Source organism: Actinokineospora inagensis DSM 44258 (assembly GCF_000482865.1).
In the GTDB taxonomy this organism is placed as follows: domain Bacteria; phylum Actinomycetota; class Actinomycetes; order Mycobacteriales; family Pseudonocardiaceae; genus Actinokineospora; species Actinokineospora inagensis.
In genome coordinates this window covers 18,718-45,615 of the sequence record NZ_AXWW01000037.1, presented here as the reverse complement: position 1 = coordinate 45,615, position 26,898 = coordinate 18,718, and the positions used below count along the sequence as shown (strand labels likewise).

Genomic DNA, 26,898 nt, shown 5'->3' with positions numbered 1-26,898 from the left:
CATCACCGCGGAGAGCGGCATGACCTGTACTCGAACACCCGCCAGCCGCTGCTACCCGAGGTTCTACGTCTGGTCCTACGGGATGGGCGCCGAGTCGACAGTTATGGTGACACTTCACTGCTGTCGCAGAAGTCCCTAGCCAACGCCAGGTTCGGCGTGTTCGGCGTGTTTAGATCCTGGAGGATCTCGACTTTGCTCATGTACAAGACGTCACCGGTGAGAGCTCTCGACGTGCCTGGGCTCGGCGGTGACGAAGCCCAAGTGCTCCGTCGTGCCGGTGTAGGCGACGGGCTGCCGTTCCTGCTCGGCCCCGACGGCTCGTACGACCTGGAGTTGAACCGGTTCGTGCGCGAGTTGGATGGGTGGGGTGTGCGCTCGGAGCACACGAGGGAGGCGTACGCGCGTGATCTGATGCTGTTCGGCCGCTTTCTCCATGAGCACCGTGGTGGACGGTCCATCAGGGACGCAAGCCAGGACGATCTGCGCGCCTACAAGCGGGCGCGTCGGCGGACGAAGGGTTTCACGGTGTCCGCGTCGACCTGGAACAGGTTCATCGCGGCGCTGGACAAGTGGGTCAAGTGGGCGATGCACGAGGAGCTGATCGAGGCCCAGCCGTTCCGCATGGTGGAGAAGACGGTGTTGACGCCCCGCGGGTTGGTACGGGTGCTGTTCAATGCCGAGCGCGAGGTCGAGGACAGCGCCGGGCCGGTGCGGTTCCTGGCCTACGAGGACTACCTGGCGTGGCGGGACGTCGGGTTGCGTGGCCAACTACCCGACGGCTCGCCGGACCCGAGTTGGCGCGGTCGGCACGGCGAACGCAACGCGGTGTTCGCCGACCTGTTGGTCTGCACCGGGATGCGGCTGAGGGAGGCGTCGAGCCTGCTGGTCACCGAGGTGCCGCCGCTGGCGCAGCGGCGGCTGACCGGAGACCTGAACCTGCCCGCGACGATCACCAAGCGCAGCCGGCCGAGGACGGTGTTCGTGTCACGGCGCGTGCTGCGCGACCTGCACCACTACGTCGACATCGAACGCGACGAGCTGGTCGAGCGCCGCCGGGCAGCAGGGGCTTACGGGTGTGCGGACGACTGGATGGGAGTTCGCTCCGCCGGCAAGACTGCACTGACCCTCGTCGAGGATGGCCGCTCGCGGCCGTACTCGCGGGTGACGATCGAGGAACGGCAGCGACTGTGCCGGGTTGGCGATGACGGTCTGGGTGGTCCTTTGTGGCTATGGCTTGGTGAGGACGGTCTGCCGCTGTCGCGGTCGACCTGGCAGGCGGTGTTTCGACGAGCCAACGAACGGTGCGCCCGGTTCGGCCTTGACCTGGTGGTCCATCCCCACGCCCTGCGTCACACCTTCGCCGTGCACATGCTCGGGCTGCTGCTGCGCCAGACCGTCCGCGCGTTGCGCATGGAGCCCGGCGAGACCCTGATGAGCCAGCAGGTGAAACGTCTGCTGGTCGGCGACCCGCTGCGCAAGTTGCAGCTACTGCTCGGCCATCGCCAGCGCGAGACGGTCTTCGTCTACCTCGACGTCCTGGACGAGGCGCAGGAGATCGTGCTGTCCGCGCTGCGCGAATGGGATGAACAAGCCGAGGCGCTGAGCAGGGTCCGGCTTTCCGACGGTGCTGCCGCGTGAGCCGCATCGAGGGAGCCGGCTCCGGTCGCCGTGGCCGCTGGGCGTCCTTCCCGACCGAGGAGCAGATGCCCGCGCCACCCGCTCCTGTCCCGGACATCGGTCCGCTGGTGCTCCGGCTGCACCTGGATGGCGACGACCGCACGTTCGACATGTCCGCGTGGCCGTGCCCGCGGCTGACCCGCCAGCTCGCCGAGACGCTGCGCACGGTGGCCGCCGACGGACCCGGATCGAGTTACCAGGCGTTCAAGGTGAACCTGTTCTCGGTGCGGAAGTTCGTGCGGTTCATCGCCGGAGCCGAATCGCAGAACGCCACCGAGGTCGAGTTCAGTGACCTGGAGGCCGAGCACATCGACGCTTTCGAGCAGGCGTTGCTCGCCGAGTACGGATCGGACAGCGACCAGCCGCGCATCAGTATCGGCGTGGTGGTCCGGCTGCTCCGCGTGGCGTTCGACGCCAGCCCCACGACGTTCGATCCCGACCTGGCTATCAGGCTGAGGTTCCTCGGACGGGAAACCCGTGCCCGTCAGATCAGACCCTTGGATGCCTACCCGCAGAACGTCTTCCAGGCGATCCGCAACGCGGCGCTGGCGGATGTCCGCGCGATCGCGCGCCGGATACAGGATGGCGAAGCTCGTGCCGCCACGGGCCAGGACCCGAACGTCGGCGGTTGGGACGTGATCGAGAACGTGCTGTGGCACATCGCCCGTCACGGGCCCGTCACGATGCAGTTCCTGCGCCCCATGGTCGGCAAGAGACTGGGCAACGGGCGCCCGCTCAACGCGGCGCTCCTCCTCACCCGCGAGGACAACGTCGTGTTCCTGATCCTGCTCATCTGCATGACCGGGCTTGAGCCGGAATGCGCCAAGCGGTTGCAGGCCGACTGCCTGACCAACCCCGCCCGCGGGTTCGTGAGCATCAACTACGTCAAACGACGAGCACACGGGCGCCGGATCTCCAAATCCACGCGGGTCAGCGATGGCGGTGCCCTGCACCATCCCGGCGGCCTGATCCGACTGGCGCTGCGGCTCACCGCGCGAGCCCGCGAGTTCAGTGGCAGCACCGATCTGTGGGTCGACTACGGAGACAAGGGCCTGCGCGACTCCTTCCCGCTCGGCGGGCAAGGGCCGTGGGGTCACGTGGACAACTGGCAGAAACGACACGGCATCGACCAGATGACCGACACCGACGGCACCCTGGTACGGCTGGATCTGCGGCGGCTGCGCAAGACCTACAAGTCCCAGCAATACCTCAAAGCCACCGGTGTGCTCGCCGACTTCACCCAGGGCCACACCACCGACGTCGCCGCCCAGCACTACGCCAACATCCCCGCCCACGACGAGGTGCACGACCAGGCCGTGGAGAACGGCCTGCGCGAAGCGCTGGATGTCGCGCTGCCGCCGCCGGTGGTACTCGACGAGGACGGCACCCGCCTCGATGCCGGCGGAGAGGACTTGCCGCCCGAGCAGGTGCAGGCGCTGCTGTCGCGCGAGAGCGACGTGTTCCTGGCCTCCTGCCGCGACTTCTACGACTCGCCCTTCGGGGCGAAGGGCAAGCCGTGCCCGGTGTCGCTGTGGGGCTGCCTGGAGTGCCCGAACGCGGTGTTCACCACCCGGCATCTGCCGCAGGTGCTGACCTTCCTGGACTTCATCGAGCGTCAGCGGGAGGAGTACCCCGTCGCCGAGTGGAACGTGCGCTACGGCCTGGCCTGGGACCGGATCGTGCGCGGCATCCGGGCCAAGTTCCGAGACGAGCAGATCACCACCGCGCAAACGATCGCCGAAAGCGGCGGGGCACGGTTGCTGCTGCCGCCCGAGTTCTGGGAGGCCGTCGCGTGACCCGCGCCCCCGCACCACGCCCGTCCGCCGCGCCGGAGCCCTCGGCCGATCCCTGGGTGCTGCCCGAGTCCCTGACCACCGAGACAACCGGCCGAGGCCCCCGGTTCAGCGACGACATCTGGGACTTCCGGCCGTTCGCGCCGCGCAGCAACGGCTACCTCCGGCTGGACTTCACCGAGTTACCCGACGAGATCGCGACGCTCACGGCCAAGGAGTTCATCTACTCCCGCATCCATCGCGTGGTCCCGCTGTCCTACGGATCGCGGACCGCCCGGCCGATGAAGATCACCAACACCTACAAGGACTTCATCATCGTGCGTCAACTGTTCGCCGAGCTCGGCAAGCAGGGCGTGACGCGCTTGGCGCAGGCCCGCCAATCCCACCTGGACGCGACCGCACGCGCCTGGGGTGAGACCTGTGTGCCGAACACGCTGGCCGTCCGGATCGGCGTCATCCAGCACCTGGAGGCGCACAGCCCGCACCTGACCGCGGACCGCCTCACCGTCGTACCCTGGAAGGGACGCCCGGCCACCTAGGTCGCCGGGCGGGGACCGGACGAGGAGAACAGCACCCCGCGCATCCCCGAGCCGATCATGGCTCCACTGCTGCGCGCCGCCCTGTTCTACGTCCAGACCGCCAGCCGGGACCTCCTGGCCGCCCAACGGGAAATCGCAGACCTGGAACAGGCCCGAGCAGGCGGCCGGTGCTGGCACGGCGAGGCCGTCACCAAGATCGAGGCGTTCCTGGACCGCCGCCGCCAGCAGGGACGGGGCGTTCCCGCACTGCCGCCGTATTGCCTGGCTCAGCGCCCGACCGCGCCGGTTGTCGACGGCGTCGTGCAAGCCCCGAACGCCGCACTCGTCGCCCTGATGAGCGGAACCAACAGCTTCCAGGGACATCCGACACGACTGATGGAGCAGGCCGGCGCCGAGCTCGGCTACGAAGAGGGTGGCCTGGACACACCGATCTCGACGTGGCCGGACACCGGGCGGCCCTGGCGAGGGCGGCTGAACCACCGCAGCCTGCATGACGAGTTGCACCACCTGCGCACCGCCTGCTGGGTGCTGGTGGCGTACTTGTCAGGACTTCGGGACATGGAGGTCCTGGAGCTGGCGCGGGACTGCGCGGTCACCACCACCGCTGTGGACGGCCGGACCCGTCACAAGCTGCGCGGCCGGGTCTTCAAGGGCCGCAAGCTCACCGGTGACGAGGCCGAGTGGGTCGTGCTCGACCACGTTCACGAGGCGATCGACGTCCTGCTGCAGATCAACGACGACCCCACGCATCTATTCGGCTACCGGCTCTGGCCCACCAGCAAGCCACGGCTGGCGAACAAGCTCACCGAGCGCCTCGGTGGTTTCCGAGACCACGTCAACGACCTGTTCGGCACCCACTCGTCCGGCGGGGTGGCCGAAGCGTTCATCCCCGCCGACGGGGATCAGCAGTGGGTGTTCACCACCAGGCAGTTCCGGCGAAGTCTGGCCTGGCATATCGCACACCAGCCCTTCGGTGTGGTCGCCGGTGCCCGGCAGTACCACCACGCCAAGGTGACCATGTTCGAGGGCTATGCCGGAACCTCAGCCTCCGGGTTCGCCGCCGAGGTCGCCGCCGAGGAGGCGGTCGCCATGCTCGACTACGTGGAGGATCTCTACCGGGATTGGAACACCGGCGCCCAGTCCGGCGGTGGGGCCGCCGAGCGGATCAACGCCGAATTCCAGCGCATCCGACGCGAACTGGGTGACCTGGCCGGCGTCGTGTCCGACGAGCTGCGGCTGCGGACGATGTTGCGCCACCTCACCAAGACGCTGCATCCCGGCGTGCTCAACGACTGCTTCTTCAACGCGGCGACCGCGGTCTGCGTCAAGCGCGCCAAGATCGTCGGCCAGCCCGTTCCGCAGCACAACATGTGCCTGCGCTGTCCGAACGCCCGACGGTCCACAGTGCACCGTCCCCGGCTGGCCGCCGCCCGCGATCAGGCCCTGGATCTCCAGTCGTCCTGCGAGAAGGCCGGTCCGGTCCCGAAACTCCAGCAGGTCGCACTCACCGGCTACATCACCGAGCTCGACCAGCTCATCGGTGATCTCGACAGCGAGGAGGCGCAGGCGTGACCCGCGCCGCCACCCAAGCCCGCCTGGAGCAGGCGCTGACCCGGCTGCTCGCCGGCCAGCCGACCGCGTCCGACGGCGAGCTGACGGTCTCCAACCTCTGCCGGGAAGCCGGAGTGGGCCGTGACTCGTTCTACCGCTCGCCCCCGGAGTTCAAGGACGCCGTTGTTGCGGCACAAGCGAACCGAGAAGCCCAGCAACCTGAACTCGTCGCGCTGCGCGAGGAGATCGCCGCCCTCAAGCGGGAACGCAAACAGGCTGCCAGCGACCACGCCGCGACCGCGCGGGAACTGGAGGAGACGAACAGGGTCTACGCCAACCAGATCCAGGTCCTTGCCCTGCGCAACTCGGAGTTGGAGGATCAGGCCCGGCAACTCCACCGCCGGCTGGCCGACGCCGATCCCGATGTGATCCCACTGCCCGACCGTTCCTGACCACATCGACAGAACGATCACCACATCAACTCGTGCGAGGAGACCCGCAGCGAGTCGATGGACCAGCGCTCGAATCTTCGTTGCGCTGCCCCTGTTCGTGGCAGCGGCTCGGCAACCCCCGGGGCCGAGAAGGTCAACCACGGACCGCAGCGAATCGTGTCAGTGACAACACGGTGTGCTCGTCAGGGAGCCTGCCAGCGGGGAATGGTCGTCGCGTCCCCGCCGTCACAGAGGGACGCCCTGGCCAGTGGTAACACCTCCTCGTGGCTAGGGTGGCGGGAGAAACCCGGCCAAGTGATGAGCGGAGCGACGCGGTGGGCGAGGTGAGCGCGGTGGCGCGGGTGACAGCCCGCGCGCTGACCGCGTGTGCCGTGCTGCTCGGGCTCGTGTTCATGCACAGTCTCGGCCCGGCAATGGGCACCGGCTGCTCCGGCGGTACCGCCCCGATGAACCCGGCCGCCGCACCAGCGGCCGGGCACCAGGCACTGATGGCCGAGACCACCTCGACCGCGCCTGGTCCCGCTCTCCTGGCGACGACGCCCCACCTGGGCGGGCACGGCGCGGTGTGTGTCTCCACACCCCCGCGGGGCGAGCTGGCCGCCCCAGCGGCGCCCTCTGCCACCGCGTTGACGGAACCGATCGTCCTCGGACAATCCAACCTGGGGATGCCGCGAGTGGGCGGCGCGGTACCCCGTGCCGGTCCCGCCCTGCTGATCAGCCTGTGCGTGTCTCGGACGTGACAGGGACTCGGTGACCCGGCCTTCTCCGGCCGGGCAACCACGACGTCCCCCGTTCACTGCGCGCGTCTGTTGCGCGCCGTCCGAGAGAGCACTGATCTGATGCACACGTCATCACCCCTGCGCGTTCGCCGCGCGATCACCACGACCACCCTCGCAGCCGTCGTCGGCCTGGCCGCGGTCGCCTGCGGCAGCGACTCGTCCACCGGGATGTCCGGCATGGACCACGGCTCGACAAACCCCTCCACCTCCGCCAGCCAGCACTCCATGCCCGGAATGCCTGGCATGGACGGCGACATGCCGACCGGAGATGGGCTGACCGCCTCAGCGTCCGGCTTCCGCTTCGCTCCCAGCGTGTCGTCGCTGCCCGCGAACCAGGCGGCGTCGGTGCGGTTCCAGATCCAGGGCGCCGACGGCAAGCCGGTGACCGCCTTCGAGTCGGATCAGACGAAGCTGATGCACTTCTACCTCGTCCGGTCGGACCTGACCGGCTTCCAGCACATCCACCCGGAGATGGCCGCGGACGGCACCTGGACCGCGCCGGTCGCGCCGCTGCAAGCCGGTACCTACCGGGCCTACACGTCGTTCATCACCAAGGACAGCACGGGCAAGGCGGTGCCGCTGGTGCTCAGCGAGCAGATCACCGTGCCCGGGTCAGCCTCGACACAGCCTGTGCCAGCGGCATCGACCACCACCCAGGTCGACGGCTACACCCTGACGCTGTCCGGTGACGTCAAGAGCGGCATGGCCGGCACATTGACCGTGGCGGTGTCCCAGGGCGGGAAGCCGGTCACCGACCTGCAGCCCTACCTGGACACCTACGCGCACCTGACCGCCTTCCACGAGGGCGATCTCGCCTTCGCCCACCTGCACCCGCAAGGCACGGTCAACGGGGATCACGGCGGCCCGACGCTGTCCTTCCACGCCGAACTTCCGAGGGCGGGGAACTGGCGGTTGTTCGTGCAGTTCCAGACCGGGGGCACCCTGCGCACCGCGACGGTCACCCTGACCGCCTGAGCATCGGGGGCGGCCCGGCGCCGGGAGAATCCACCCCGTGTCTCCGTATCCGGCGCTGGGTCGGCCCGATCAGTCGCTCACTGGTGACGGGCCAGGGTGTCGTGTGCTTCCTGTGCTCCGTCGCCGGGTTCGGTGTGCACGATCGCGGCGGTCAGTCGCGGCACGGTGTGCACCAGGCGATGCTCGACCTCATGGGCGAGATGGTGCGCCCGGTCCACGGTCAGTGCGGCGTCGACGGTGACGGCGAGTTCGGCGCGCAGGCTGTGCCCGATCCACCGCATCCGGACCTGCCCCGCGCCCAGCACGCCGTCGACCTCACCGGCCGTGCGCTCGACGAGGTCGACGGTGGCGGGGTCGACGGCGTCCATCAGGCGCCGGAACACCTCCTTCGCGGCGTCGCGCAGCACGAACAGGATCGCCACCGTGATCCCCAATCCGATGATCGGGTCGGCGAGCGGGAACCCGAGCGCGACCCCGGCGGCACCCAGGACCACCGCGAGCGAGGTGAACCCGTCGGTGCGGGCGTGCAGGCCATCGGCAACCAGCGCGGCCGAGCCGATCTCGCGCCCGACAGTGATCCGATAGCGGGCGACGATCTCGTTGCCCGCGAACCCGATCACCCCGGCCGCGGCGACCACCCAGAGATGGCTCACCGGTTGCGGATTGATCAGGCGCAGCACCGATTCGTACCCGGCGAACGCGGCCGACCCGGCGATGATCAGGACCACGACCACGCCGGCGAGGTCCTCGGCACGACCCAGGCCGTAGGTATAGCGCCGGGTCGCCACGCGGCGACCGAGGACGAACGCGATACCGATCGGCACGGCAGTCAGGGCGTCGGCGAAGTTGTGGATAGTGTCGCCCAGCAACGCCACCGAGCCGGTGAACACCACGATCACCAGCTGCGCGATCGCGGTGACGAACAACGCGGCGAACGACCAGATCAGCGTGCGTGTGCCGCGTTTGCTGGTCTCCAGGGCGGTGTCGAGCCGATCGGCGCTGTCGTGGCTGTGCGGGGTGACCGCATGCCGCACATGCCTCCACACCGACGCCAGCACACCCGACCGGCCGGTATGACCGTGTCCGTGCGCGTGGCCATGACCGTGGCCGTGGTGCTCGGCGTGGTCGTGCTGCTCGGTCATGAATGTCCCTACCTCGTGCTCACGTGACGGCGCCGACAAACACGACAGCCAACGACCAGGCTAGCATCGTATCTGCGTAGGCATGCAGATACGTAGTCAGCAGGGCAAGCAGGTATGCTCGCTGACATGCACACGTCGCTGCCGGAGTTCGACATGCCCGGAGACGAACAGGTCCACCTCGCGGCCGAATCGTTCCGGCTGCTGGCCGACCCGACCCGCATCAAGGTCCTTTGGGCGCTGCTGCAAGGGGAATCCTCGGTCGCGTGTCTGGCCGAGCTCGCGGGCGCTGCCCCGACCGCGGTCAGCCAGCATCTCGCGAAACTCCGGCTCGCCGGCCTGGTCAAAGGCCGCCGCGAGGGCACCTTCGTCTACTACTCCGCCGCGAACAACCACGTGCGGACACTGCTGGCGCAGGCGCTGTTCCACGCCGACCACATCGACCGCGACATCCCCTCCGAGCATGCCGCGGCGCAGGCCCTGCCGCACCGCCCGACCGGGACCTGAGTCGTGACCGGTCTGCCTTGGCTGGATCTGCTCATCGGGATCGCCGTCGCCTTGTTGCTCACATGGCTGGTCCTCGTGGCCGTGCTGGCCATCATTCGGCCCCGCGACGGCCTGCTGCGTGAAGCGCTACGGATCTTGCCCGACGTGCTGCGCCTGATCCACCAGCTCGCCGGAGACAAGACCCTGCCGCGTGGTGTCCGGCTCCGATTCGGGCTGCTACTGGCTTACCTGGCGATGCCCATCGACCTGATTCCTGACTTCATCCCCGTGCTCGGCTACGCCGACGACGCCATCATCGTCACCGCCGTCCTGCGCGGCGTCGTCCGCCGAGCCGGACTCGACGCCGTCCACGCACACTGGCCCGGCACCGATGACGGCTTCACCGCCCTGGTCAGACTCACCGGCTTGGCCCGGCCCGTCGACTCCGAATAATCGCGACTACCCGGCGGCGCTGGCCGCACTGCGACACCGACTCAACTGCGACAGCTTGACTGTTTACATAACAACAGCGGGACTCCTGCGGATGCTCACCGATCCCACCGCGCGACCCGACACGATCGCGCCGGACTTCTCGAACCTGATCGTCGTGATCGCCCAAACCGGGGACGAGTGGAGCACCACGGGCAGGCTCGTGCAGCACTACATCCTGCCGTTGCTGCGCCGTCGCCACGTCCGCCTGGTCGAGGTCGCCCGCAGCGGCCCCAGGAAGGCGGACGGTGTCGCAGTTCTCCAGGACACCCGCCAGCCCTACCGGCTGCACCTTGATGGGTTCTACAAGCTCTCGCGCGAGAACCGCGTCACCGGCACCATGCCTCAGCTCGGAGGGGTTCGGAAATGCAGCCAGAAGGCCAAGGGCTCCCCGCTGGACGCGTGGCGCGCCCGCGAGTTCGGCGACCAGCCCTACCTCCACGCCATCGGGTTCAACGCCGATGAAGGCGCCAGGATCACGCGCGATGCCGCGTACTCCATGGGCGGACAGCGCATCCCGACTTATCCGATTCACGAGTGGGGATGGACCCGACAGGACTGTGTCGACTACCTCCTGCGAGAGCTGGGGGTGGTGTGGCCGAAGAGTTGCTGCCGCCATTGCCCGTACGCGGGCAACCGACTCGGCTGGCCCGAACAACGTGCCCGGTTCGCCGCGCTGCCCGCGGAAGCGGCGCAGCACGTCATCGACGAGTACGTGTGCCTGGCCCTCAACCCGCGGTCGGGCCTGTTCGGCCCCGGCAAGTCGCTCATCACGCGGCTCCGCCGCGACCAGGTGACAGAGCCCATCACCCTTGCTGTCGCGCGAATGAAGACGATGCCGTGGGCGATCTACCGCGTGCGCCGCCTCTACCACGCTCCCGCGAATGCGATCCGGTCCGTCGACCGGGTTCTGTTCGCGGGACACTGCACCATCCACACCGAACTGGCTGAGATCGGCCGACTCGCGGGTATCGCGTTGACCAGGAACGAACAGATCGCCGGAGCACCCGTCCGTGACGGTGATCGCGACATCCACCCGCGCCTCTGGCTGCGCAGACGCAGCGAGAGCACCTTCCCCACCTTGGAGGAGTTCTACACCGTCGCTCCCGCCCTAGCGCAGGACAAGGAGCTGCCCACCTTCGCCGCCACGTGGGCCAACCACACCGACCCCGTCCTCGCGCGGCTGGAACACCGCGCGGACGTGGCCATCACCGCCGTACATCAAGCCCGCCATACCGCGGCCTGAAACACCCAGCAAGGAACCGACCATGACCGTTCTCGACGACCTACGCGCCCGCCTGTTTCTCCTCCGGGCTGCCGAACCACCGGCGCCTGCCCTTCACCAGTACGTTGCCGTTCACGGAGTGGTCGAAACGGTCGAACACATCTGGGATCGCAGCGCCCCCGCCGCGGTCCTCAACGAGATCACCCGCCCGGCAGCGCAGATAGGCGACGACCTACGCGCACTCGACGCGGGCACGGCACGCGTCATTACCCCCGAGGACAACGACTGGCCCACCGGTCGCCTGACCTCCTTGCCAGGTGGCGGCGCCCCGCTGGCCCTCTGGATGCGCGGCGACGCATCCCTTGCCGCACTCACCCACCACGCCGTCACCATCACCGGCGCCCGCGCCGCCTCCTCCTACGGGGAGACGATCGCGGCGGAGATGAGCTACGACCTCGCCGAAGCAGGGGTGACCGTGATCAGCGGCGGCGGGTTCGGTGTGGACGCCGCCGCCCACCGCGGCGCCCTCGCAGCCCACGGGCCGACCATCGTCGTCCTGGCCCACGGGGTCGACCAGACCTACCCCTCCGCACACGCCCAGTTGTTCCAGTCCGTGATCGACAACGGCGGGCTACTGGTCAGCGAGTACCCGCTCGGTGCGCGACCATCTCGCGTCCGACTCCACACCCGGTGCCGACTGCTGGCCGCCCTCACCGCGGCGACCGTGATCGTCGAAGCGGGCCAGCGCAGCGGTGCCTTCGCCGTCGTCCGAGCCGCCACCCAGTTCGGCCGCCGGGCCTACGGCGTGCCCGGCCCCATCAACTCGGCCACGTCGGTAGGCGTCCACGAGCTGCTGCGCACCGGCGCCGCAACCCTGGCCAGCTCCGTCGAACACATCAACTACCAGGACGGACTCCGATGACCAACCCCCACCACTTCCACACCGCGCTAGCAGCGCTCGACCTGCCCGCCGCATGGCGGATGGACGTGACGATCCGCCCACGGCGCCGCACTGCGGCAATCCAAATCCACCCCGGAGGCACCGTCGTCATCCTGGTCCCACCGACGGCCGAACCGGACGACATCGCCCGGTTCGTCGACCGGCACCGCCACCGGATCTCCGAGCACGTCGACACAGCCACGCGTCTCGCTCCCAACCACGCGGTGAAGGACTTCATCGACGGAGAGGAGTTCAACCTACTCGGGCGCAGCTACCGACTCCGTCTCGTCACAACGCCGCCCCCGGGCGTCGACCAGCTCCCGGCGATCACCGCGGATGGTGTCCTGTACGCGCGGACGCAGCGCCCGGAGCTGGTGCGTCGCGCGGTCATCGGCCTGTACCGGCAGGTCGGACTCGCGTGGCTGCGTCGCGAGGGTCGTCGCTACGAGGTCAACGGCCGGATCATCGGCCTCAGCTACGCCGTCCGCGACCTCGGACGCCGTCGCTGGGGCATCTACACCTCGTCCTCCGTCCACACCACCACTCTGCACTGGGCGGCATTCGGCCTGCCGACCAGGCTGATCGAGTACGTGCTGGTCCACGAGCAAGCCCACGCCACCCAGCCCGCAGGCACGGCCCACGGGCGCCCATGGCAACGACGGATGAGCCTGTGGATGCCCGACTGGCAACTGCGCCAGTCTGAGCTGGAGGAGGTGGGCCGCCACGCGTGGCTCGGCAACTGGAACCGCAGGTCATAAGCCATACGGACTGCCCATCCAGGCGGGTCTCGGGCCGAACGAGATAGCATCGGACTGGTTCGGCACGAGGCCCGCCACGTGTGGAACGGGAGTGTTGTCGTCAACGGCATGGTTCGACACGGTGTGAGGGATGCATGACCAGCTCTGCGAACGACCCCGACGAGCACGAGCTGACCAAGGACCAGCACCTCGTACTGCTCGAAACGAGCGCAGCCGAGATCAAGACGCTCCTGGACCGGTTGGACAGGATCCGCAAGAAGGAAGCAGCGCTTCAGGCTGAGCGGGTTGAGATCCACGCTGACCTCAAGGAGGCACGCGACTTGCGGTACAAGCGTCTGACCGCAGCTCTCGACGCCAAGATTCCCAAGTCCCACGCAGCCAGCCGATTGGGCATGGACCGCACCAATCTCTACAAGCTGCTCGAAGGCAAAGACACCTAAGCGAACGCAGCTACGGCGACCTCTGCGCACCTCACCGTTCGCGGTGGCACTGGCCTGGTTCGCGATGGTGAAGCCTATCACCAGCTTGACCGGGCCCGTTGCTAGTCGTTCTAATGAGCGTAATTCGGCCTTCTCGGCTTGATCGACGGCTATCATGTCCCCATGAGCGAGTTGGAGCACCCCGCCGACACTGGTGCCCTTGTCGCGGGCCTAGAACGGTTCGAGAATGCGTTGCTGGCGAACATTGAGGCAGTAGGACTTCCTACCAACGGTGTTCTCGTGGAGATGACTCAGCGTCGGCGAGTTCTCGCCAACCTGGACGGCGCCTTGGATCGACTGGGCGATGCAGAACGTGCGCGCTCCTACTACATCAGCAAAATGATCGCCGTCGCTGCTGCTGGCCTATTCGACGCAGCACTCAATTATCTGTGGGACGAGACGATCGCAGAGCTTCGACGGCGAGTTGCCGACTACGATCTGTCCTACTTTTTCGATGTGGCTGTCCCCGCGCCGGAGAAGCGCAAGCATCTGAGCAATGCCCACGACCTTGCCTTGGTTCAGGATATCGACCTGCTGCGTGCAGCTCGCGACATTGGGCTGCTCAGCGACATCGGTCACGCACAATTGGATGGCGTGCGCTACATGCGCAACCACGCTAGTGCCGCGCATCCGAACCAGGCCGAAATATCTGGATTGCAACTCGTCACTTGGCTGGAGACCTGCATTCTCCAGGTCATCACCCTCCCGCTTGACACCGTGACTGCCGAAACCGGGAAGTTGCTGCGAAACATCAAGCAGCAACGTCTCAGCGCAGACGAAGTGGCGGCCACCTCGGCGTTCTTCGACCAGCTTCCAGGCGACCGAGCACACGCCCTGGCGGCCGGACTGTTCGGCATTTACACCAACCCATCGACTACGCCCGATATCGCCGACAATGTCCGAACGCTATGGCCTGAACTATGGCCGTACATGTCTGATGACACTCGATACGGCTTTGGAGTGCGCATCGGTCGTTTCGTCGCGAATGCGGACCTCGCGCAGTCTGCACGGGGTCGTCAACTGTTCGACTTGGTGGACGGTGCTTCCTATCTGCCCGAGCCGGTACGTGCAGCCGAAATCGACATGGCACTAGGCGCATTGTTGGAGGCGCATCACGGCTGGAACAACTTCTCCACCGAACCTGGACCGGCTCGACAGCTAGAGGCGTTGGTTGGCGACCTAGGACTGGTCCCCCTTCCCGTGTCGACAAAGTATGCAAAGGCGCTGGTTGAAGTATTTCTCAGCAACGGAAGCGGCGTATCGTGGGAGGCGGACCCAATCTACCGGCGACTGCTGGAGCGGCTGGATACCCGTCAGGCTCGTTTAGCGTTGCGAGCCTTCACCGATCAGACCATCTCCAGTCGGCTACAGACAACCGTCGCCCAAGGGAAATGGCAGGAACTACTCACTCTGCTTGAGCCAAAGTTGACTCGGCGTGAAGACCGCGACTTGTTTGATGCTGTGAGAGAGTTCCCTGGGCGTCCCCATGAGCTACGGTCGAACGTCCGAATCATGCAGATGGCCAACCCGCCGCAAGTCAGGCCGAAGCCGTAGAAGACAAGTGCTCTTAGCGTCTGACATTTTGCGGTTCAGTCGACGTCGTCCTGTCGATCACTCAATCACGTGCGGTGTTGGCCGATGGCCTTGGCGCCTGCGGTCGAGTAGCGCCAGCATAGTCGTCTCCTCGCCAGCGATACGGAGCAGTTTTGATCTTCTGCCCGAAGTCTGGCGCGTGGATCATCTGGCCGTTGCCGATGTAGAGGCCGACGTGGTGGATGCGGCTGGGGGTGCCGTAGAAAACGAGGTCGCCGGGGATGAGGGGTTCTCCGTCGGGGACGCGAGGGCCTGCGCGGTACTGAGTGGCGGCGGTTCTGGGCAGGGTGATCCCGGCGGAGGCGTAGGCGGCGGTGGTGAGACCCGAGCAGTCGAATCCAGCGTCGCCTGCGTCTGGTCCGTTGCCGCCCCATTGGTAGGGCAGGCCGAGCTGGCCAGTGGCGTAGTTGATGGCCTGTTGGGCGGCGGAAGCTGGTGAGGTGTCGGCTCCGCGGCCGATGGTGCTGGAGTAGGTCTGGGCTTGGGCGAGGACTTGGGCGACGTACCAGTCTGCGTGGTTGTAGGAGTAGATGGCGGCGTTGAGGTCGCCGCGGTTGATGCCGTTGTCGCAGAGCAGGTGGGCGGCGGCGAAGACGGCGTCGTGGGGGTTGTAGCGGGAGGGTGGTGTGGCGCCGCCTGGGGGCAGGGTGTAGCGGGCAGTGACGCTGCTGAAGGTGGCTTGGAGGAACTGCATCGGGCCGCCCGCACCCTTGTTGTTCTCTTCTCCTTCTCGCACGCCGGGCAGTCGGCTGCGGCCGTGGTCGGTTTCGATCTTGCCGATCGCGGCAAGGATGCTCCAGCTCAGCCCAGGGCAGGTGGGGGCGGCGGCGAGGTAGAGGTCGAGGTAGTCGGACGGGATGTCGACGATGGCTTGCTGGTTGGGCTGGTCGTCGCCGCCGAACAGGGCGGTGACCAGGCCGTTGCCGATGGCGCCGATGATCGCGGGGATGGCGATGACGGCTGCGGCCCCGATAAGCGCCAACCTCAAGCAGCACTCCAGTGTTGGCGGTCTTGGCCGTCCGGTGGGGTGGGCGGTGGGCTGTCGAGTCGTGACCGAGCCGGGTTCGGTACCGCGGTGGTCAGCCGGTGCACCAGGTCGGCGGCGGGAGTCCGGCGGGGCCACCGACTGGCGAACTCTGCGAGCCGGACTCGCCTGCTGGAGCCGACGGTGGCGGGCAGGGGGAGCCACCGGTCGGCGGCGGGGTCGTCGCTGGTGGCTGGTTGCTGCGGTGAACTGGTGGCCATCGGGACGAGTTCGGGCCGGGGCAGGGTGGCGTGGGCGTCGGCGAGTGCGCGCCGGACGGTGGCTTCACGTTGTGCGGTGGGCAGCCAGAGCAGCAGCGGGGTGATGATGCCGGTGCTGACCGCGAGGCGGTGGTAGTCGTGGAGTTTGGCGGCCAGGATGCGGTGGGCCTCGGTGCCGAAGTCGAACTCGACGAAGAACTCGACCTCCGTGCCGTGTTCGGCCCAGCGGCCGTAGCCGTCGGGGCGGACGATGTCTCCCCACAGCCGCCTGCATCGGGTCTCGGACCACCAGGCGGTGAGCAGGCCGGTGTCGGCGTTGGTACGGCCGGCGTTGCTGAGGCTGGTGAAGAAGCCGTTACAGCCGACGGTGTGCGCCAGGCGCAGGGAGTGGGCGATGCCGATCGCGGCATCGTGGCGGTAGCCCAGTTCCTTGGGATCGAGGCCGTGTTCGTAGGCGAGCGCGGCGGCTCCGGCGATGTCGAGCACGTAGTGCATCGGCGCCGACCCGGTTGTGACGAACGGCTGGAACCGGTCAAGCACACGCCACTGGTAGAGCTTGCGGAGCCGCTCGTTGGCAGTGCGGCGGGCAGCGGTGCTCCAGGCCAACTCGACGATCTGGTGGGTGGTGAGGACCTTGTGCTCCCACAACATGTGGGTCAGCCACCGGTCGCGGAGGGTGAGGTGTCTAGCCAATCGGGCGTGATGTTCGCCGCTGGTCGCGGTTCGGGGTGTCGGTCGTTGAAGCATGTGGCCACGCAGAGCGCGTTGGGGCGTGGCGTTGGTGATCAAGGTTCCTCCGTATAGACGTTGCGGACAAGGGCAGGAAGATTCCACGGACTCGGCGATCGCGCACCAGACATCCGCCTAGCAGGGGCTGTCGGGGGCATATGCCAGACTTGCGACATGTCCGAAACGGAAGTGGATGTGTACAGGCTTCTGGATGCAGGCAAATCCTGGGCCTGCCCTAGATGCGGACGTAGAACGAAGCAGTATCCAGCAATGTCGCATGCCAGAAGCGAACAGATCAAAGATTTCCCACATATCTGTTCAGACTGTAGTGACGATGAAGACTTTCAGAGGTGGATCGAGGGAACGCCCCCGACTGCGGTCAAGGACTGGCCGATCCGTCGTCAGCTTGGTTCGATACGGGCCTCAAGGACGAGGGGAATCAGGCTTGGGCAGGGACCTGACGACTCCGATGGAACCAAACCCATGCGCATCGGCGTCTACTGGGACGGAAAGTTAGAGGAATGGCTGTCCACTATTCTAGAAGTAGATCCAGACCACCCTCGCGCGACAACAGACTTCCAAGCATGGTCATTTCCGACCCGTCGACTACTGGACGAGTACTTGAAATCAATCGCCGGCCGCCCAGAAAGTGATGTCCGAAATATACTTCGACATCTCCTTTTCGACGTCAGCACGTTCGGGTTTGACGAGGACCTCTTAATGGAGTTGACGAAGGATTGGAACAAATTTGAAGAACTCCAAGAGAGGTCCGAGTATTTCCGGCGACTTTCAAACCTGATAAGACCCAACACGCGCGCCCATGCTGGCGTCCGGTGGATAATCGACCTGCTCCCAGAAGCGCCGTCTCGCGCCGCCTCCGTTGCGGAGTCTTACGTGCGAGCACACGAAGGCCGTCTACCACAAGGGCGAGTCGAGGGGTTGTTGGATGCCGTGGCAGTCATCAACGCGTATTACATCGGCAACTGTGCGACGCCATGGCGCGAGGCTCTATTCGGCATCACTCCGCGACAGTTCGAATGCTTGGTCGCCAGACTCTACTCCTCGATGGGCTTTGAAGTTGTTTTGACGCCGCCAAGCCGTGACGGCGGACGAGATATTGAGGCAGAAAAGGCGATACCTGGCGGTAAGCAAAACTTGCTCATCGAATGCAAGCAGTACAGCGGCAAGGTTGCAGTCAGAGAGGCGCGAGCCCTATTGGGAGTCGTGTCCAACGAAGGCGCCACGGGTGGCGTGCTCATCACAACCGGACGCGGCACGAGAGGTGTTCACGTCCTGGCCCAGGAGAACGCTCGATTCGACTTTGTAGACGGCTCTGGGCTGGCAGTACTTCTGAATGAACATCTCGGCCCACAATGGACACAACGTCTTGACTGGCTGACGCGACCGCTATGAACTGCTTGACGCGAGCGCCAAGGCACGACCGCCCTGGGCAATTTTCCTACGCAACACGGCGTGGGTCGTTGATGTTCTGAGGTGTGTTGGCTGGCGGTACAGGCTGTAGGTTGCTCCTGTTGGCAACGGCGCGGATGGCATGGGCTCGCTTGGGAATGGCGGGCGGCAACTTCTCGGTGATGGCGGTGAAGGTGGGGGTTTCGGCGCCGTTGACGACTAGGCGGGCGGCGATGTGGAAGGCGTCGAGGTGGGACAGGTCGTGGTCACCGAGTCGTGGGGTGGTGTGCCGGGCGAGGGTGCGGGCATCTTCTGGGGAGGCGTTGAAGATGATTTTGGAGCGGGCGTTGGTGCTGATGCCTTCTTCGAGGTCGCGGGTGAGTTGGTTGAGGTATTGGTGGGCGATGGTGAAGCCGAGTCGGTAGCCGCGGGCTTCGGCGAGCATGTCTTCGAGGCTGTAGGGGAGGTTGAGGAAGTTGTGGCACTCGTCGATGTAGATGCTCGCGTCGCGGCGTTGGTGTTGGGGTAGGCGGGCGCGGCGGGTGGCGGCTTGCCAGGTGTGGGCGACGATGATGGAGCCGATGAGGCAGGCGGTTTCGATGCCGAGTGCGTCTTTGCCGATGCGGACCAGGCAGATGCCGCCGTCGAGAACGTGGTCGAAGTCGACTGTGGATTGTCCCTGGGCGATGGCGGCGCGGACGAACGGGCGTAGTAGCAGGCCGCGGAGTTTGTTCATCAACGGGGCGATGATTTGTGCTCGGTAGGATTCGGAGAGGCTGTCGTACCACTGCCAGAATCCGGCGAGGACGGGGTCGTCGATTTGGGCGATGGCGCGGGCCCGGGTGGACTCGACAGTGAGCAGACCAGGCAGGTCGATGAGTCCGGGGGTGCCGGGCATGGCGGTGAGGGTGAGCAGTCCGGAGCGCAGGATGTCCTCGGTGCGAGGTCCCCACGACGAGCTGTAGATGCGGCTGAAGATGGACACGAGGTTGTCGACGGTGCGCTCCCGGTCGGCGCCCTGGAGCGGATTGATCACCGGCGGGCGCGAACGGGAGTCGGCGTCGAACAGGGTCACCTTCGACCCGAGGTGTTCGGGCAGCCGGGCGAGGACGTCGTTGACCAGGTCGCCTTTGGGGTCGATGACGACCACTCCGCGGCCTGCCTCGGCGTCGGCGAGGATCATCCGGGCCATCAGCTCGGACTTGCCGGAGCCGGTGGCGCCGAGGATGTGGACGTGGTGGCGGGCGTCGGCGACGTGCAGGCCGACAGGCCGGGAGTGCCCAGAGTCGCTGCGACCGATCGGCTTGATCAGCTCCCCGGTGGTGGGGATACCGGGCGGCGGGGGCACAGCGCGTGCTCCGGCGCGTTGCAGGCCGGGGGTGGCGTCGTCTGTGGGTAGGTGGGCGAGCGCGGCCAGCTCGGGCACCGACAGCAGGTCGCCGCGGTTCATCCGGCGGGCGGCGAGGGTGGTGGAGGGGTGGGTGAGGCGGGCGCGGCGGTAGCGGTTGTGGCCGCTATAGGCGGCGAACGCCGAGGCGATGGCGTGCGCTCGCCCTGCCGTCACCTCTCGGGCGGCGGTGACGGCGTCGGGGTCGTGGGCGGTGGTGGTGACGGCGTAGCGGACACGGGTTTCCCATTGGGCGCCGCGGAGTTTGTCGACGATCGCCCGGTCCTGCGCGCCGAACTCCAGCCGCGATTGCGCGTCCACGATGCTTGTCGACCGGGCGCCCGGATGGCGCCGGGCGCCTGGGGTGATCAGGTCCAGGACTCTGCGCGCTCGGCTGGTGGAGCGGCCAGGGTGCAGTCGGCGAGCCTGGACACGAGCTCGGGTGACCCGTCGACCGGCGACCGGGCGGGCCAGGATCTGCACGCACGCCTGCTCACCAGGTGCCATACCGACCGGGGCGCCCAGCAGCGCGCGGATCGGGTCCACCGGGTGATCGACCCGCAACGGCAAGCCCTCGTGTCGGGCGAGGCGCAGCTCGCCGCCCGCGGCGATGGTCTCGGTGCCGTGGGTGAGCGGCGGGTTCGCGGGGGTGGTGGAGGTGTGGGCGCCGGGCCAGGCCGCTTCGATCGCGCGCTCGACCATGCCGGGCGGGATGACACCGGGTACCCAGACGCGGATGTCGACCTGGTCGGCGCGGAAGCGGTACTCGAACGCGAGGTGTGGTTGCCCGCGCAGTGCCCTGCGCCAGCCGGGGCGGATGAGGCCGAGGAGGTTGGACCACAGGGCGGTCGCGCCGTGCGGGTCGACCACGGGTGGCGCGAGGATGGTGATCACCCGGGCGTCGGCGACCAGGCGTTGGTGGAACCGCTCGCGCATCCGCCGTCGGACCGCGACCAGGATGGTGACCGCGATGACCAACGCGGGACCGGCGATCGGCCCCCATACCACCGCCCACGCCCGCAGGTGGGCCAGCACGAGCTGCATAGCGCCGAACGGGTCGCGCAGGTAGCGCCCCAGCCAGGAGTTCACGCGGCCTCCCGCTCGGTGCTCTCGGTGGGGACGATCCGCAGGTGTCCCGTGCCTGATTCGGCTTGCCACTCGCTGAACCTGCGTCGGTTCATGCGGTTCACGGCAGCGGGAATGCGGTTTGCCGGGATGCCGACCAGTCGCGGCCCTTGGACCGCGTGCAGGTCGGATGAACTCTGGGAGTGCCACCCGGCGTCGGTGATGGCGGCTTCGTCGGGGAAGACGTCGGCGACCCTGTCCACCGCGGGGTCGATCGCGGCGTCCTGGGTGCCGCCGAGGGAGTACACCCATCGCAGGTTCGGGGGCGGGTCGGGTTCGACGAGCCTGCGGAATCGGTCGACCTCCTTGGTGTAGGTGTAGAAAGTCACCGCGGGCCTGGCGCGGCAGACGCGCAGCCAGGCGGCGAGGTAATGGTCGGAGAAGAAGTCGCCCGAGTCGTGGATACGCACCCACGCGCCCGCGGCGAAGCGCAAGTGGCCGAGTTCGGCAATCATCCGGGCTTCCCACCCGGTCAGGTCATCGAGCACCAGCGACAGGTTGGCTTGGTGGCGGGCGCGGACGACCGGCCAGGTGTAGGTGCCGTGGCGGGCGTAGCAGACCTGCCGGCACACCCCGGCGGACGGGCAGGTGTTGTAGGTGCGCCCGTCGGGTAGCCGCCCGGCCCAGGCGGGCAGGGTCCAGTTGTGCACGCCGACGGCGCGCAGGCGGCGGTTCTGGGTGAGTAACCGTGGTGGGGCGGCGTCGTGTGGCAAGGAGTCTCCCGGGAGTGAGCAAGCAGAGTGGAGTGAAGGAGCCTGGTGTCAGGCGGCGTCGAGTTCGACGTCGTCGGCGACGTCGATGTACTCGGACTCCGCATCGCCGTCGGTGAACGCGGCGAGCTGCGCGGGGTCGGTGGTGATCAGGTAGTCCTCTGTGGGTGATGCGAGTGACTGGAACGCGACTCGTTGCAGGCCGGCGGAGAGCAAGCCTTGGCCGCGGTCGGCGGCGAGGAGGAACTGGCGTTCGCCTTTGCTGAGGTTGAAGACCTCGGCGATCTCGTCGATGGCCTGTGGCGCTTGGCGGAGCAGGACGGTGGTCGCGGCGTTGGCGATCACGGCTTTACCCAGCGGGGAGCGGAGGAAGTCGAGGATGTCCTGTGTGGCCAGAAGCAGACCGGCCCAGCGTTTCCGGGCGGCTTTGGCCATCTGGTAGAGGAATCGGGCGCCCGCCTCGGTGGCCATGAGCAACCACGTCTCGTCGACCACAACCAGGCGGGGCTTGCGGATGGCAGGGTTGGACACCTGCCGCCACACCGTGTCCAGCGTCAGCAGAGTCCCGATCGGCTTCAGCTCCTCGGGCAGATCCCGCAAGGAGTGCACGACCAGGTGCCCTTCCGGGCGGGTGGTGGTCGGCCCAGCGAAGAGGCCGGAGAACGCGCCCTCGGTGAACGGGGCCAGCCGCGCCGCCAGCTCGTGCGCCCCCGGCTCGGTTCTGGAGGCAAGGGCGGCGGCGAGGTCGGCGAGCAGGGGCGCTTGGCGCGTCCAGGTGCGGGGGTCCGCGGTGATCCCGGCCTGCTGGTAGGTGGCCGCGACCGCTCGGTCCAGCGCGGCGCGCTCGGACGCGGACAGTTCCTCGCCGAACAGCACGGCCAGCACGGTGTGTAGGAACAGGCTCCGGCGCAGCAGTGCATCCCGGGGCGCGGTGCGCCTGCCGTCGGCGCGGGTGTGGATGGGCAGATCAAGCGGGTTGACATGTACCCCCTCGGCGCCGAGGTGCACGTAGGTGCCGCCGACGGCGTGGGCCAAGCGGGCGTACTCGTCCTCGGGGTCGATCACGTGGATCTCGACGCCGCGGTAGAGCGAGCGCAGGATCTCCAGCTTGGTCAGGTAGCTCTTGCCCGCGCCGGATCGGCCGAGAACGACGCCGTTGTGGTTGTCCAAGGCCCACCGGTCGTGGTGGACCAGTCCCGAGGAGCCGAGGTTGTAGCCGTAGAGCACCCCCGCAGGTGCGGCGACCGAGGTCGGGTCCGGCGGCGGGAGATCGGGCGACGTGAACGGGAAGGACGCGCTGAGCGCGGCGGTGTCGAAGGTGCGCTTCATGCCCACCAGGTCCAGGCCCATGGGCAGGCAGGTGACCCAGCCCTGGACGCTGCGGTAGGTGGTCGGCTTGGCGTCGAGCAGCAGGGACGCGGCCAGCGAGCGGACCGCGGCGACCTCGGTGGCGAGGGCTTGTTCGGTGGCGGCGTGCACGGTCAGGTAGAGCCCGAGCCGGAACAACCGCCCCTCACCGCGCGCGACTCGGTGGGACAGGTCGTGGGCGTCCTCGGTCGCGGCTTCCACGTAGGGGTCGAGCAGTCTGCCCTTGTCCGCGGTGTGCCGTCGGCCGGACTCCAGCTTGGCCAGTTGCTTACGCAGGCGGGTCGCGGCGGTGGCGGGGTCGATCGGGTCGATGTGCAGGCTCACGTCGACTCGGCCCGGGTAGGTCAGCAGCGGGGAGAGCCATCCGGCGTGGACTTCGCGGGGGTAGCCGGTGATGGCGAAGCTCGCTACGAAGTCACCACCCCCGACCTCTAGGTGCCGGGGACCGACCGAGATGGCGTCCGGGGTGAACGCACTCGCACTGCTGGCAGGCTGCTGTCTGGTGGTGTTGCCGTGTCGCTTAGCCATGGCCGTACTTCCCCTCGTAGTCGCCGTGCGCCTGGTGCTCGTCGTGGTCGTCCCAGTCGCTGCCCGCGGCGGTGGTGATGACCTCGTCGGCCCCGGCGAGGCCGCTGGAGGGTGGGAGTAGCGAGTCCGGGTTGAGCGCAGCGGAGAGCACGCTGGTGGCCTGCCCCGCGTCCAGCACCGTCACCGTGATCCCCGCCGGAGTGAGCAGTTCCGCGGCCTCGGCCAACCGGCGAGCCAACCGCGTCTCGGCGGCGCGGCGCACCGCGTCGTCCTGTTCGGACTGCTGCGCCAAACGCTTGCGCCGCCTGGCGCCGAGGACGGCCAGCACGGACCGGCCGTCGGTGTCGGCCTGGGCGAGGGTGCCGAGGGGTTCGCGCAGCACCAGGAGGATCTGCCTGCGCAGCAGGTCGGTAGTCGCGGACAGGTGGGCGAGGTAGTCGGCATGTTCGCGGGCGGCGGCCTCCAGCGACGGGTGCGGCAACGCACCCGCCCGCTCGTGCAGCTCGCTGATCTGTCCGGACAGGTCCAGGCGTTCAGCGCGGATGAGGATCTGCACGGGGGCAGTGAGGCTGTGCAGGTAGCGGCCGAACGTGGCCACGAGAGCTTCCTGCTCGGTGCCGGTGCGGAGGCTGAAGTTCACCGATCCGCACACCGCCACCACGGCCAACCCGTCCCGACCCAGGTCGATGACCCCGGTATCGGTCACCGCCTCGGCCGGTAGCCGCAGCGGCGCGGGCGACACCGCGGGCACGGCGTCGTCCCCCTGGGACGCGGTCACCCACTCCGGTGCCGGGCGCACCCCCTCGGGGGCGGCGACCCGGCGGGATGGGCTCATCCGCTGCCGGATCGCGGCCAGAACGAACGCGTCCATGCCGATGCCGTCCCGACGACCGAGGGCCAGCAGCGCCGCGGCCCCGGCGACCGGGATGGCGAACGCCAGGAAGATCGGCAGCGGCAACCACGACCTGGTGGCCCCATAGGAGACGTACAGCAAGAGGCCGGGCACGGTCAGCAGCAGGAGTTGGCGGGCGGTGAACGGTCCGAGGACCTTGTCCGCCATCTCGACATCAGCGGGGATACGCACGACCTGGCTCATGTGGGTTCACCTCCAGTGGGGCGAGACGACGTCGGGGACGCGGGCTTGGGTGCCGGGTGCGTTGGCGGCGGGGTGGGTGCGACGGACGTGGGTGAACTGAAGGTGGGTGGCGGGGGTGCCTGCCGGTTCCGGGGCGCGGGCTTGGGTGCCCGTACTGCTGGCTTGGCTGGTGGGGGTGTGCTCCGGGCTGCGGTTACCGCAGGTATGGCAGGTGCCGGTCGGCTCCGCGGGGCCGCGGGCGTGGGCGGCTGTGCTGGAGGCTTGGTCGACTGGGGCGTACGTCGGGCCGTGGTTGCCGCAGGTCGTGCCGGTGCGACGGGGGCCTGGCGGATGGGCTTCGAGTTGGGCGGTGCAGGTGCCGCGGCCCATGGGGGCGCCGGGGTGACGGGAGGCGTGGCCGGGTTCCTGCGTGCGGCGACTCGGCGAGCCGGGCGGGTGGGATCGACGGGGGAATGGGACAGGCGTGCCTGGCCGCCCGGGGACTGGAACAGCACCGGGGCCGCCTCGGCGGTGTGGCCGCGGCGCTCACGCCCGTGATCGGGGACGGCGGTGCTGAACCGGGTCACAGCGGGTGCGCCGTCGGCCTTGACCGGGCGAGGCACGACCGGGGGCTGCTCTGGCCGGAACCGGGTCGGGGTGGCCGGTCGGTTCGCGCGGCGGGCGATGTCGGGGGGAACCTCGGCGCTGAACCCGGCCGGTTTCGGCGTGGTGGTGGGCGGGGACAGGGGTGTGCTGGTGGTGGGGTCGTCGGGGGTGGCGGGGCGGAAGGTGAGCACGGCGTCGTCCTGGTGCGGGGTCCACGCGGCGTGGTCGCGGGTCGGGGTCTGGGGGCTGGATTGCAGGAACCGCGGCTGCGCGGGCGCGGTGTGTCGACCAGCGCGGCGGCGTTCCCGGGCCTGCTGCGCGGTCAACCGCGCACCAAGTCGTTCGATCGGGTCCCGGCGCGGCCGGGCTGTACCTCTGGCGGGACTGGTCCGCGCGGAGCCCGATTGCTGGGGTCTGCCGTAGCCGACCGGCGTGCGTCCACCTCGACCCGGTCGCCCGCCGGCAGAGCTGCCGCCGCGGAGCAGGCCGAAGGCTTTGCCCATGACGTAAGCGCGGGCCAGGCTGCCGAGCATCGACCGACCGCCACCGCCGCGGGCGGGGCGCAGGCACCAGAACGGGATGCGGAACAGCACGTAGAACAGCGCCAGGCAGACCAGGATGTTGACCAACCCGCTCGCCGTCGGCCCGAACACGGTGAACCCGCCCGGGGCGAGGAACACACGCAGGCCGGTGACCAGGGTGAAGCTCTGCCCGATCTGGATGGCCAGGCATCCGGCGAAGGCTTTCCACCAGGTACGCGGGACGCTCTCGGTCTGTGGGAGAGCGTGGAGCATGTGGGCGAGCGGGGCCGAGGCGATGAGCATGATCGTGATCGCGACCCGCACCGCGTAGGTCACCAGCAGCGCGATCAAGATCCCGGCCAGGACCATCCCGAGCAGGATGATCCACAACCCGCCGGTGAGACTGTTGATGACCAACGTCTTCAACGTCCCGGCGGCCGAGCCCGGGTCGACACCGCCGTCAAGGATCGCGACAGCGAGACCGTTGGCGATGTCGATGGCCTTGGTCGCCAGGAACAGCGACAACGCGCCCATCAGGAAACCGACCGCCATCCGCGGCGCGATCTCCTTGATGGAGTATCGGGTTTGGACGGTCTGGTAGCTCATGACGATGATGCCGCCGATGAGCACCAGGACCACGTAGCAGGCAAGCAGGATTTCCCATGACTGCGCCCACAGCTCCCCGACCCGAGGAATCGACGACGGCGTCGGCGTGGACAACAACGTCTGACCTAGAAGGTCGAACAACGGGTTCAATGCCGTGGTGACGATTCCGCGGAAGAACCCGTCGATCGCCTCACTGATACACGCGCCGATATCGGTAATGCCACAGTCATCGCTGGGCTGCTCGCCGGTGCCGGGTTGTCCCGGCTGATTCGGACCACTCGGCGCGGTGGTCGCGGTGGGATCGGGAATGCAGTCCTGGCCGATGCACGGCGGGCGGGTCGTGGTGCTCGGTGCCGGTGGCTGAACACAATCCACCGACGGCAGCGGCAGGTCCGGGGAACAAGTCGGCAGCGGCTGCAACATGCAGGTCGGGGTCCACGGATTGCACGGGTCGGGCGCGGTGGTGGGACCACCGGGCTGCGCGACCGCGGCCAGACTCACCGCGGGTGTCGACGAGGCGGCGGTGCCCTGCCCGGCGGAGAACAGCAAGATCGTTGCCAGGGCCAGGGGAACGATCACGAGCAGCGCCGTCCACCGCAGTCTGCGGGTGCCTGCGTGACCTCGCAGTGCCTGTGTCAGATGTCGACCGCGGGCGGGTCCGCGGGGCGTGAGCATCGTCCGCGCGCCGGGTGCAACGCTCGGGGCGTTGTCGG

General features: G+C 68.0%; 23 protein-coding genes. 15 read left to right on the top strand and 8 right to left on the bottom strand.

Translation table 11 applies throughout. The annotated features are described in order from the left end of the window. Positions 1–198 precede the first annotated feature (198 nt). The 7 genes from H504_RS0115975 (at position 199) to H504_RS0115950 (ending at position 7,766) form a co-directional block, all read left to right on the top strand. The gene (locus H504_RS0115975; RefSeq protein WP_026423573.1) at positions 199–1,638 is read left to right on the top strand and encodes a tyrosine-type recombinase/integrase; all 1,440 of its coding nucleotides are present in this window, start codon (positions 199–201) and stop codon (positions 1,636–1,638) included. Further along, a complete protein-coding gene (locus H504_RS0115970; RefSeq protein WP_211239334.1) occupies positions 1,635–3,473 on the top strand; it encodes a hypothetical protein in 1,839 nt (612 codons plus the stop codon). Before H504_RS0115975 ends, H504_RS0115970 begins: the two co-directional genes overlap by 4 nt. Beyond that, complete coding sequence (locus tag H504_RS42560) at positions 3,470–4,009, top strand: hypothetical protein (protein WP_211239333.1); 540 nt, start codon at positions 3,470–3,472, stop codon at positions 4,007–4,009. The genes H504_RS0115970 and H504_RS42560 overlap by 4 nt, the downstream gene beginning before the upstream one ends. Positions 4,010–4,066: 57 nt before the next feature. Continuing rightward, positions 4,067–5,581, top strand: a complete 1,515-nt coding sequence (locus tag H504_RS35435; RefSeq protein ID WP_211239332.1) for a hypothetical protein — start codon at positions 4,067–4,069, stop codon at positions 5,579–5,581. Beyond that, positions 5,578–6,012 (top strand): hypothetical protein, encoded by a 435-nt coding sequence (locus H504_RS0115960; RefSeq protein ID WP_026423571.1) that lies wholly within the window; start codon positions 5,578–5,580, stop codon positions 6,010–6,012. The genes H504_RS35435 and H504_RS0115960 overlap by 4 nt, the downstream gene beginning before the upstream one ends. A 314-nt stretch (positions 6,013–6,326) precedes the next feature. Further along, on the top strand, positions 6,327–6,752 hold the full coding sequence (locus H504_RS0115955; protein ID WP_026423570.1) for a hypothetical protein: 426 nt from the start codon (positions 6,327–6,329) through the stop codon (positions 6,750–6,752). Between the two features lie 99 nt (positions 6,753–6,851). Next, complete coding sequence (locus tag H504_RS0115950; RefSeq protein WP_035304511.1) at positions 6,852–7,766, top strand: hypothetical protein; 915 nt, start codon at positions 6,852–6,854, stop codon at positions 7,764–7,766. 77 nt (positions 7,767–7,843) lie between these two features. On the opposite strand, the gene H504_RS0115945 is transcribed toward H504_RS0115950, so the two are convergent. Next, positions 7,844–8,908 carry a cation diffusion facilitator family transporter gene (locus tag H504_RS0115945; RefSeq protein WP_084467775.1) on the bottom strand — a complete coding sequence of 355 codons (1,065 nt, stop codon included), beginning with the start codon at positions 8,906–8,908 and terminating at the stop codon, positions 7,844–7,846. A 126-nt stretch (positions 8,909–9,034) separates the two neighbouring features. Between H504_RS0115945 and H504_RS0115935 the strand changes: the two genes are divergently transcribed. From H504_RS0115935 to H504_RS40150, 7 genes are all read left to right on the top strand, one after another. Continuing rightward, positions 9,035–9,412 carry an ArsR/SmtB family transcription factor gene (locus H504_RS0115935; RefSeq protein ID WP_026423567.1) on the top strand — a complete coding sequence of 126 codons (378 nt, stop codon included), beginning with the start codon at positions 9,035–9,037 and terminating at the stop codon, positions 9,410–9,412. A gap of 3 nt (positions 9,413–9,415) precedes the next feature. Further along, positions 9,416–9,844 (top strand): YkvA family protein, encoded by a 429-nt coding sequence (locus H504_RS0115930; RefSeq protein ID WP_026423566.1) that lies wholly within the window; start codon positions 9,416–9,418, stop codon positions 9,842–9,844. Positions 9,845–9,899: 55 nt separating this feature from the next. Then, positions 9,900–11,126, top strand: a complete 1,227-nt coding sequence (locus H504_RS35430; RefSeq protein WP_157440452.1) for a hypothetical protein — start codon at positions 9,900–9,902, stop codon at positions 11,124–11,126. Positions 11,127–11,148: 22 nt separating this feature from the next. After that, positions 11,149–12,027 carry a DNA-processing protein DprA gene (locus tag H504_RS35425; RefSeq protein ID WP_084467773.1) on the top strand — a complete coding sequence of 293 codons (879 nt, stop codon included), beginning with the start codon at positions 11,149–11,151 and terminating at the stop codon, positions 12,025–12,027. Beyond that, positions 12,024–12,803 (top strand): M48 family metallopeptidase, encoded by a 780-nt coding sequence (locus H504_RS0115915; protein ID WP_026423565.1) that lies wholly within the window; start codon positions 12,024–12,026, stop codon positions 12,801–12,803. The genes H504_RS35425 and H504_RS0115915 overlap by 4 nt, the downstream gene beginning before the upstream one ends. A gap of 134 nt (positions 12,804–12,937) precedes the next feature. After that, entirely contained in the window at positions 12,938–13,243 is a 306-nt protein-coding gene (locus tag H504_RS0115910; protein ID WP_026423564.1) for a hypothetical protein, read from the top strand. Positions 13,244–13,405: 162 nt separating this feature from the next. Beyond that, positions 13,406–14,836, top strand: coding sequence for a hypothetical protein (locus tag H504_RS40150; RefSeq protein WP_157440451.1), 1,431 nt, complete (start codon positions 13,406–13,408; stop codon positions 14,834–14,836). A gap of 61 nt (positions 14,837–14,897) precedes the next feature. Here the strand turns inward: H504_RS40150 and H504_RS0115900 are convergent, their stop codons facing one another. Beyond that, complete coding sequence (locus tag H504_RS0115900; RefSeq protein ID WP_026423562.1) at positions 14,898–15,863, bottom strand: C40 family peptidase; 966 nt, start codon at positions 15,861–15,863, stop codon at positions 14,898–14,900. Then, entirely contained in the window at positions 15,860–16,813 is a 954-nt protein-coding gene (locus tag H504_RS0115895; protein ID WP_245614277.1) for a replication-relaxation family protein, read from the bottom strand. Before H504_RS0115895 ends, H504_RS0115900 begins: the two co-directional genes overlap by 4 nt. Before the next feature lie 210 nt (positions 16,814–17,023). On the opposite strand from H504_RS0115895, the gene H504_RS40145 reads away from it, so the two are divergent. Then, positions 17,024–18,262, top strand: coding sequence for a restriction endonuclease (locus tag H504_RS40145; RefSeq protein ID WP_084467772.1), 1,239 nt, complete (start codon positions 17,024–17,026; stop codon positions 18,260–18,262). 46 nt (positions 18,263–18,308) lie between these two features. On the opposite strand, the gene H504_RS0115890 is transcribed toward H504_RS40145, so the two are convergent. From H504_RS0115890 to H504_RS38730, 5 genes are read right to left on the bottom strand one after another with little or no spacing between them, the layout of a single operon-like run. Further along, positions 18,309–20,690 carry a type IV secretory system conjugative DNA transfer family protein gene (locus tag H504_RS0115890; protein ID WP_084467784.1) on the bottom strand — a complete coding sequence of 794 codons (2,382 nt, stop codon included), beginning with the start codon at positions 20,688–20,690 and terminating at the stop codon, positions 18,309–18,311. 41 nt (positions 20,691–20,731) lie between these two features. Further along, entirely contained in the window at positions 20,732–21,484 is a 753-nt protein-coding gene (locus tag H504_RS35420) for a GP88 family protein (protein ID WP_169735403.1), read from the bottom strand. A 48-nt stretch (positions 21,485–21,532) separates the two neighbouring features. Beyond that, a complete protein-coding gene (locus tag H504_RS0115880) occupies positions 21,533–23,377 on the bottom strand; it encodes a VirB4 family type IV secretion system protein (RefSeq protein WP_026423559.1) in 1,845 nt (614 codons plus the stop codon). Then, the gene (locus tag H504_RS35415; RefSeq protein ID WP_051385925.1) at positions 23,370–24,473 is read right to left on the bottom strand and encodes a PrgI family protein; all 1,104 of its coding nucleotides are present in this window, start codon (positions 24,471–24,473) and stop codon (positions 23,370–23,372) included. Before H504_RS35415 ends, H504_RS0115880 begins: the two co-directional genes overlap by 8 nt. Then, complete coding sequence (locus tag H504_RS38730) at positions 24,470–26,764, bottom strand: ABC transporter permease (RefSeq protein WP_051385924.1); 2,295 nt, start codon at positions 26,762–26,764, stop codon at positions 24,470–24,472. The genes H504_RS35415 and H504_RS38730 overlap by 4 nt, the downstream gene beginning before the upstream one ends. Positions 26,765–26,898 lie beyond the last annotated feature (134 nt).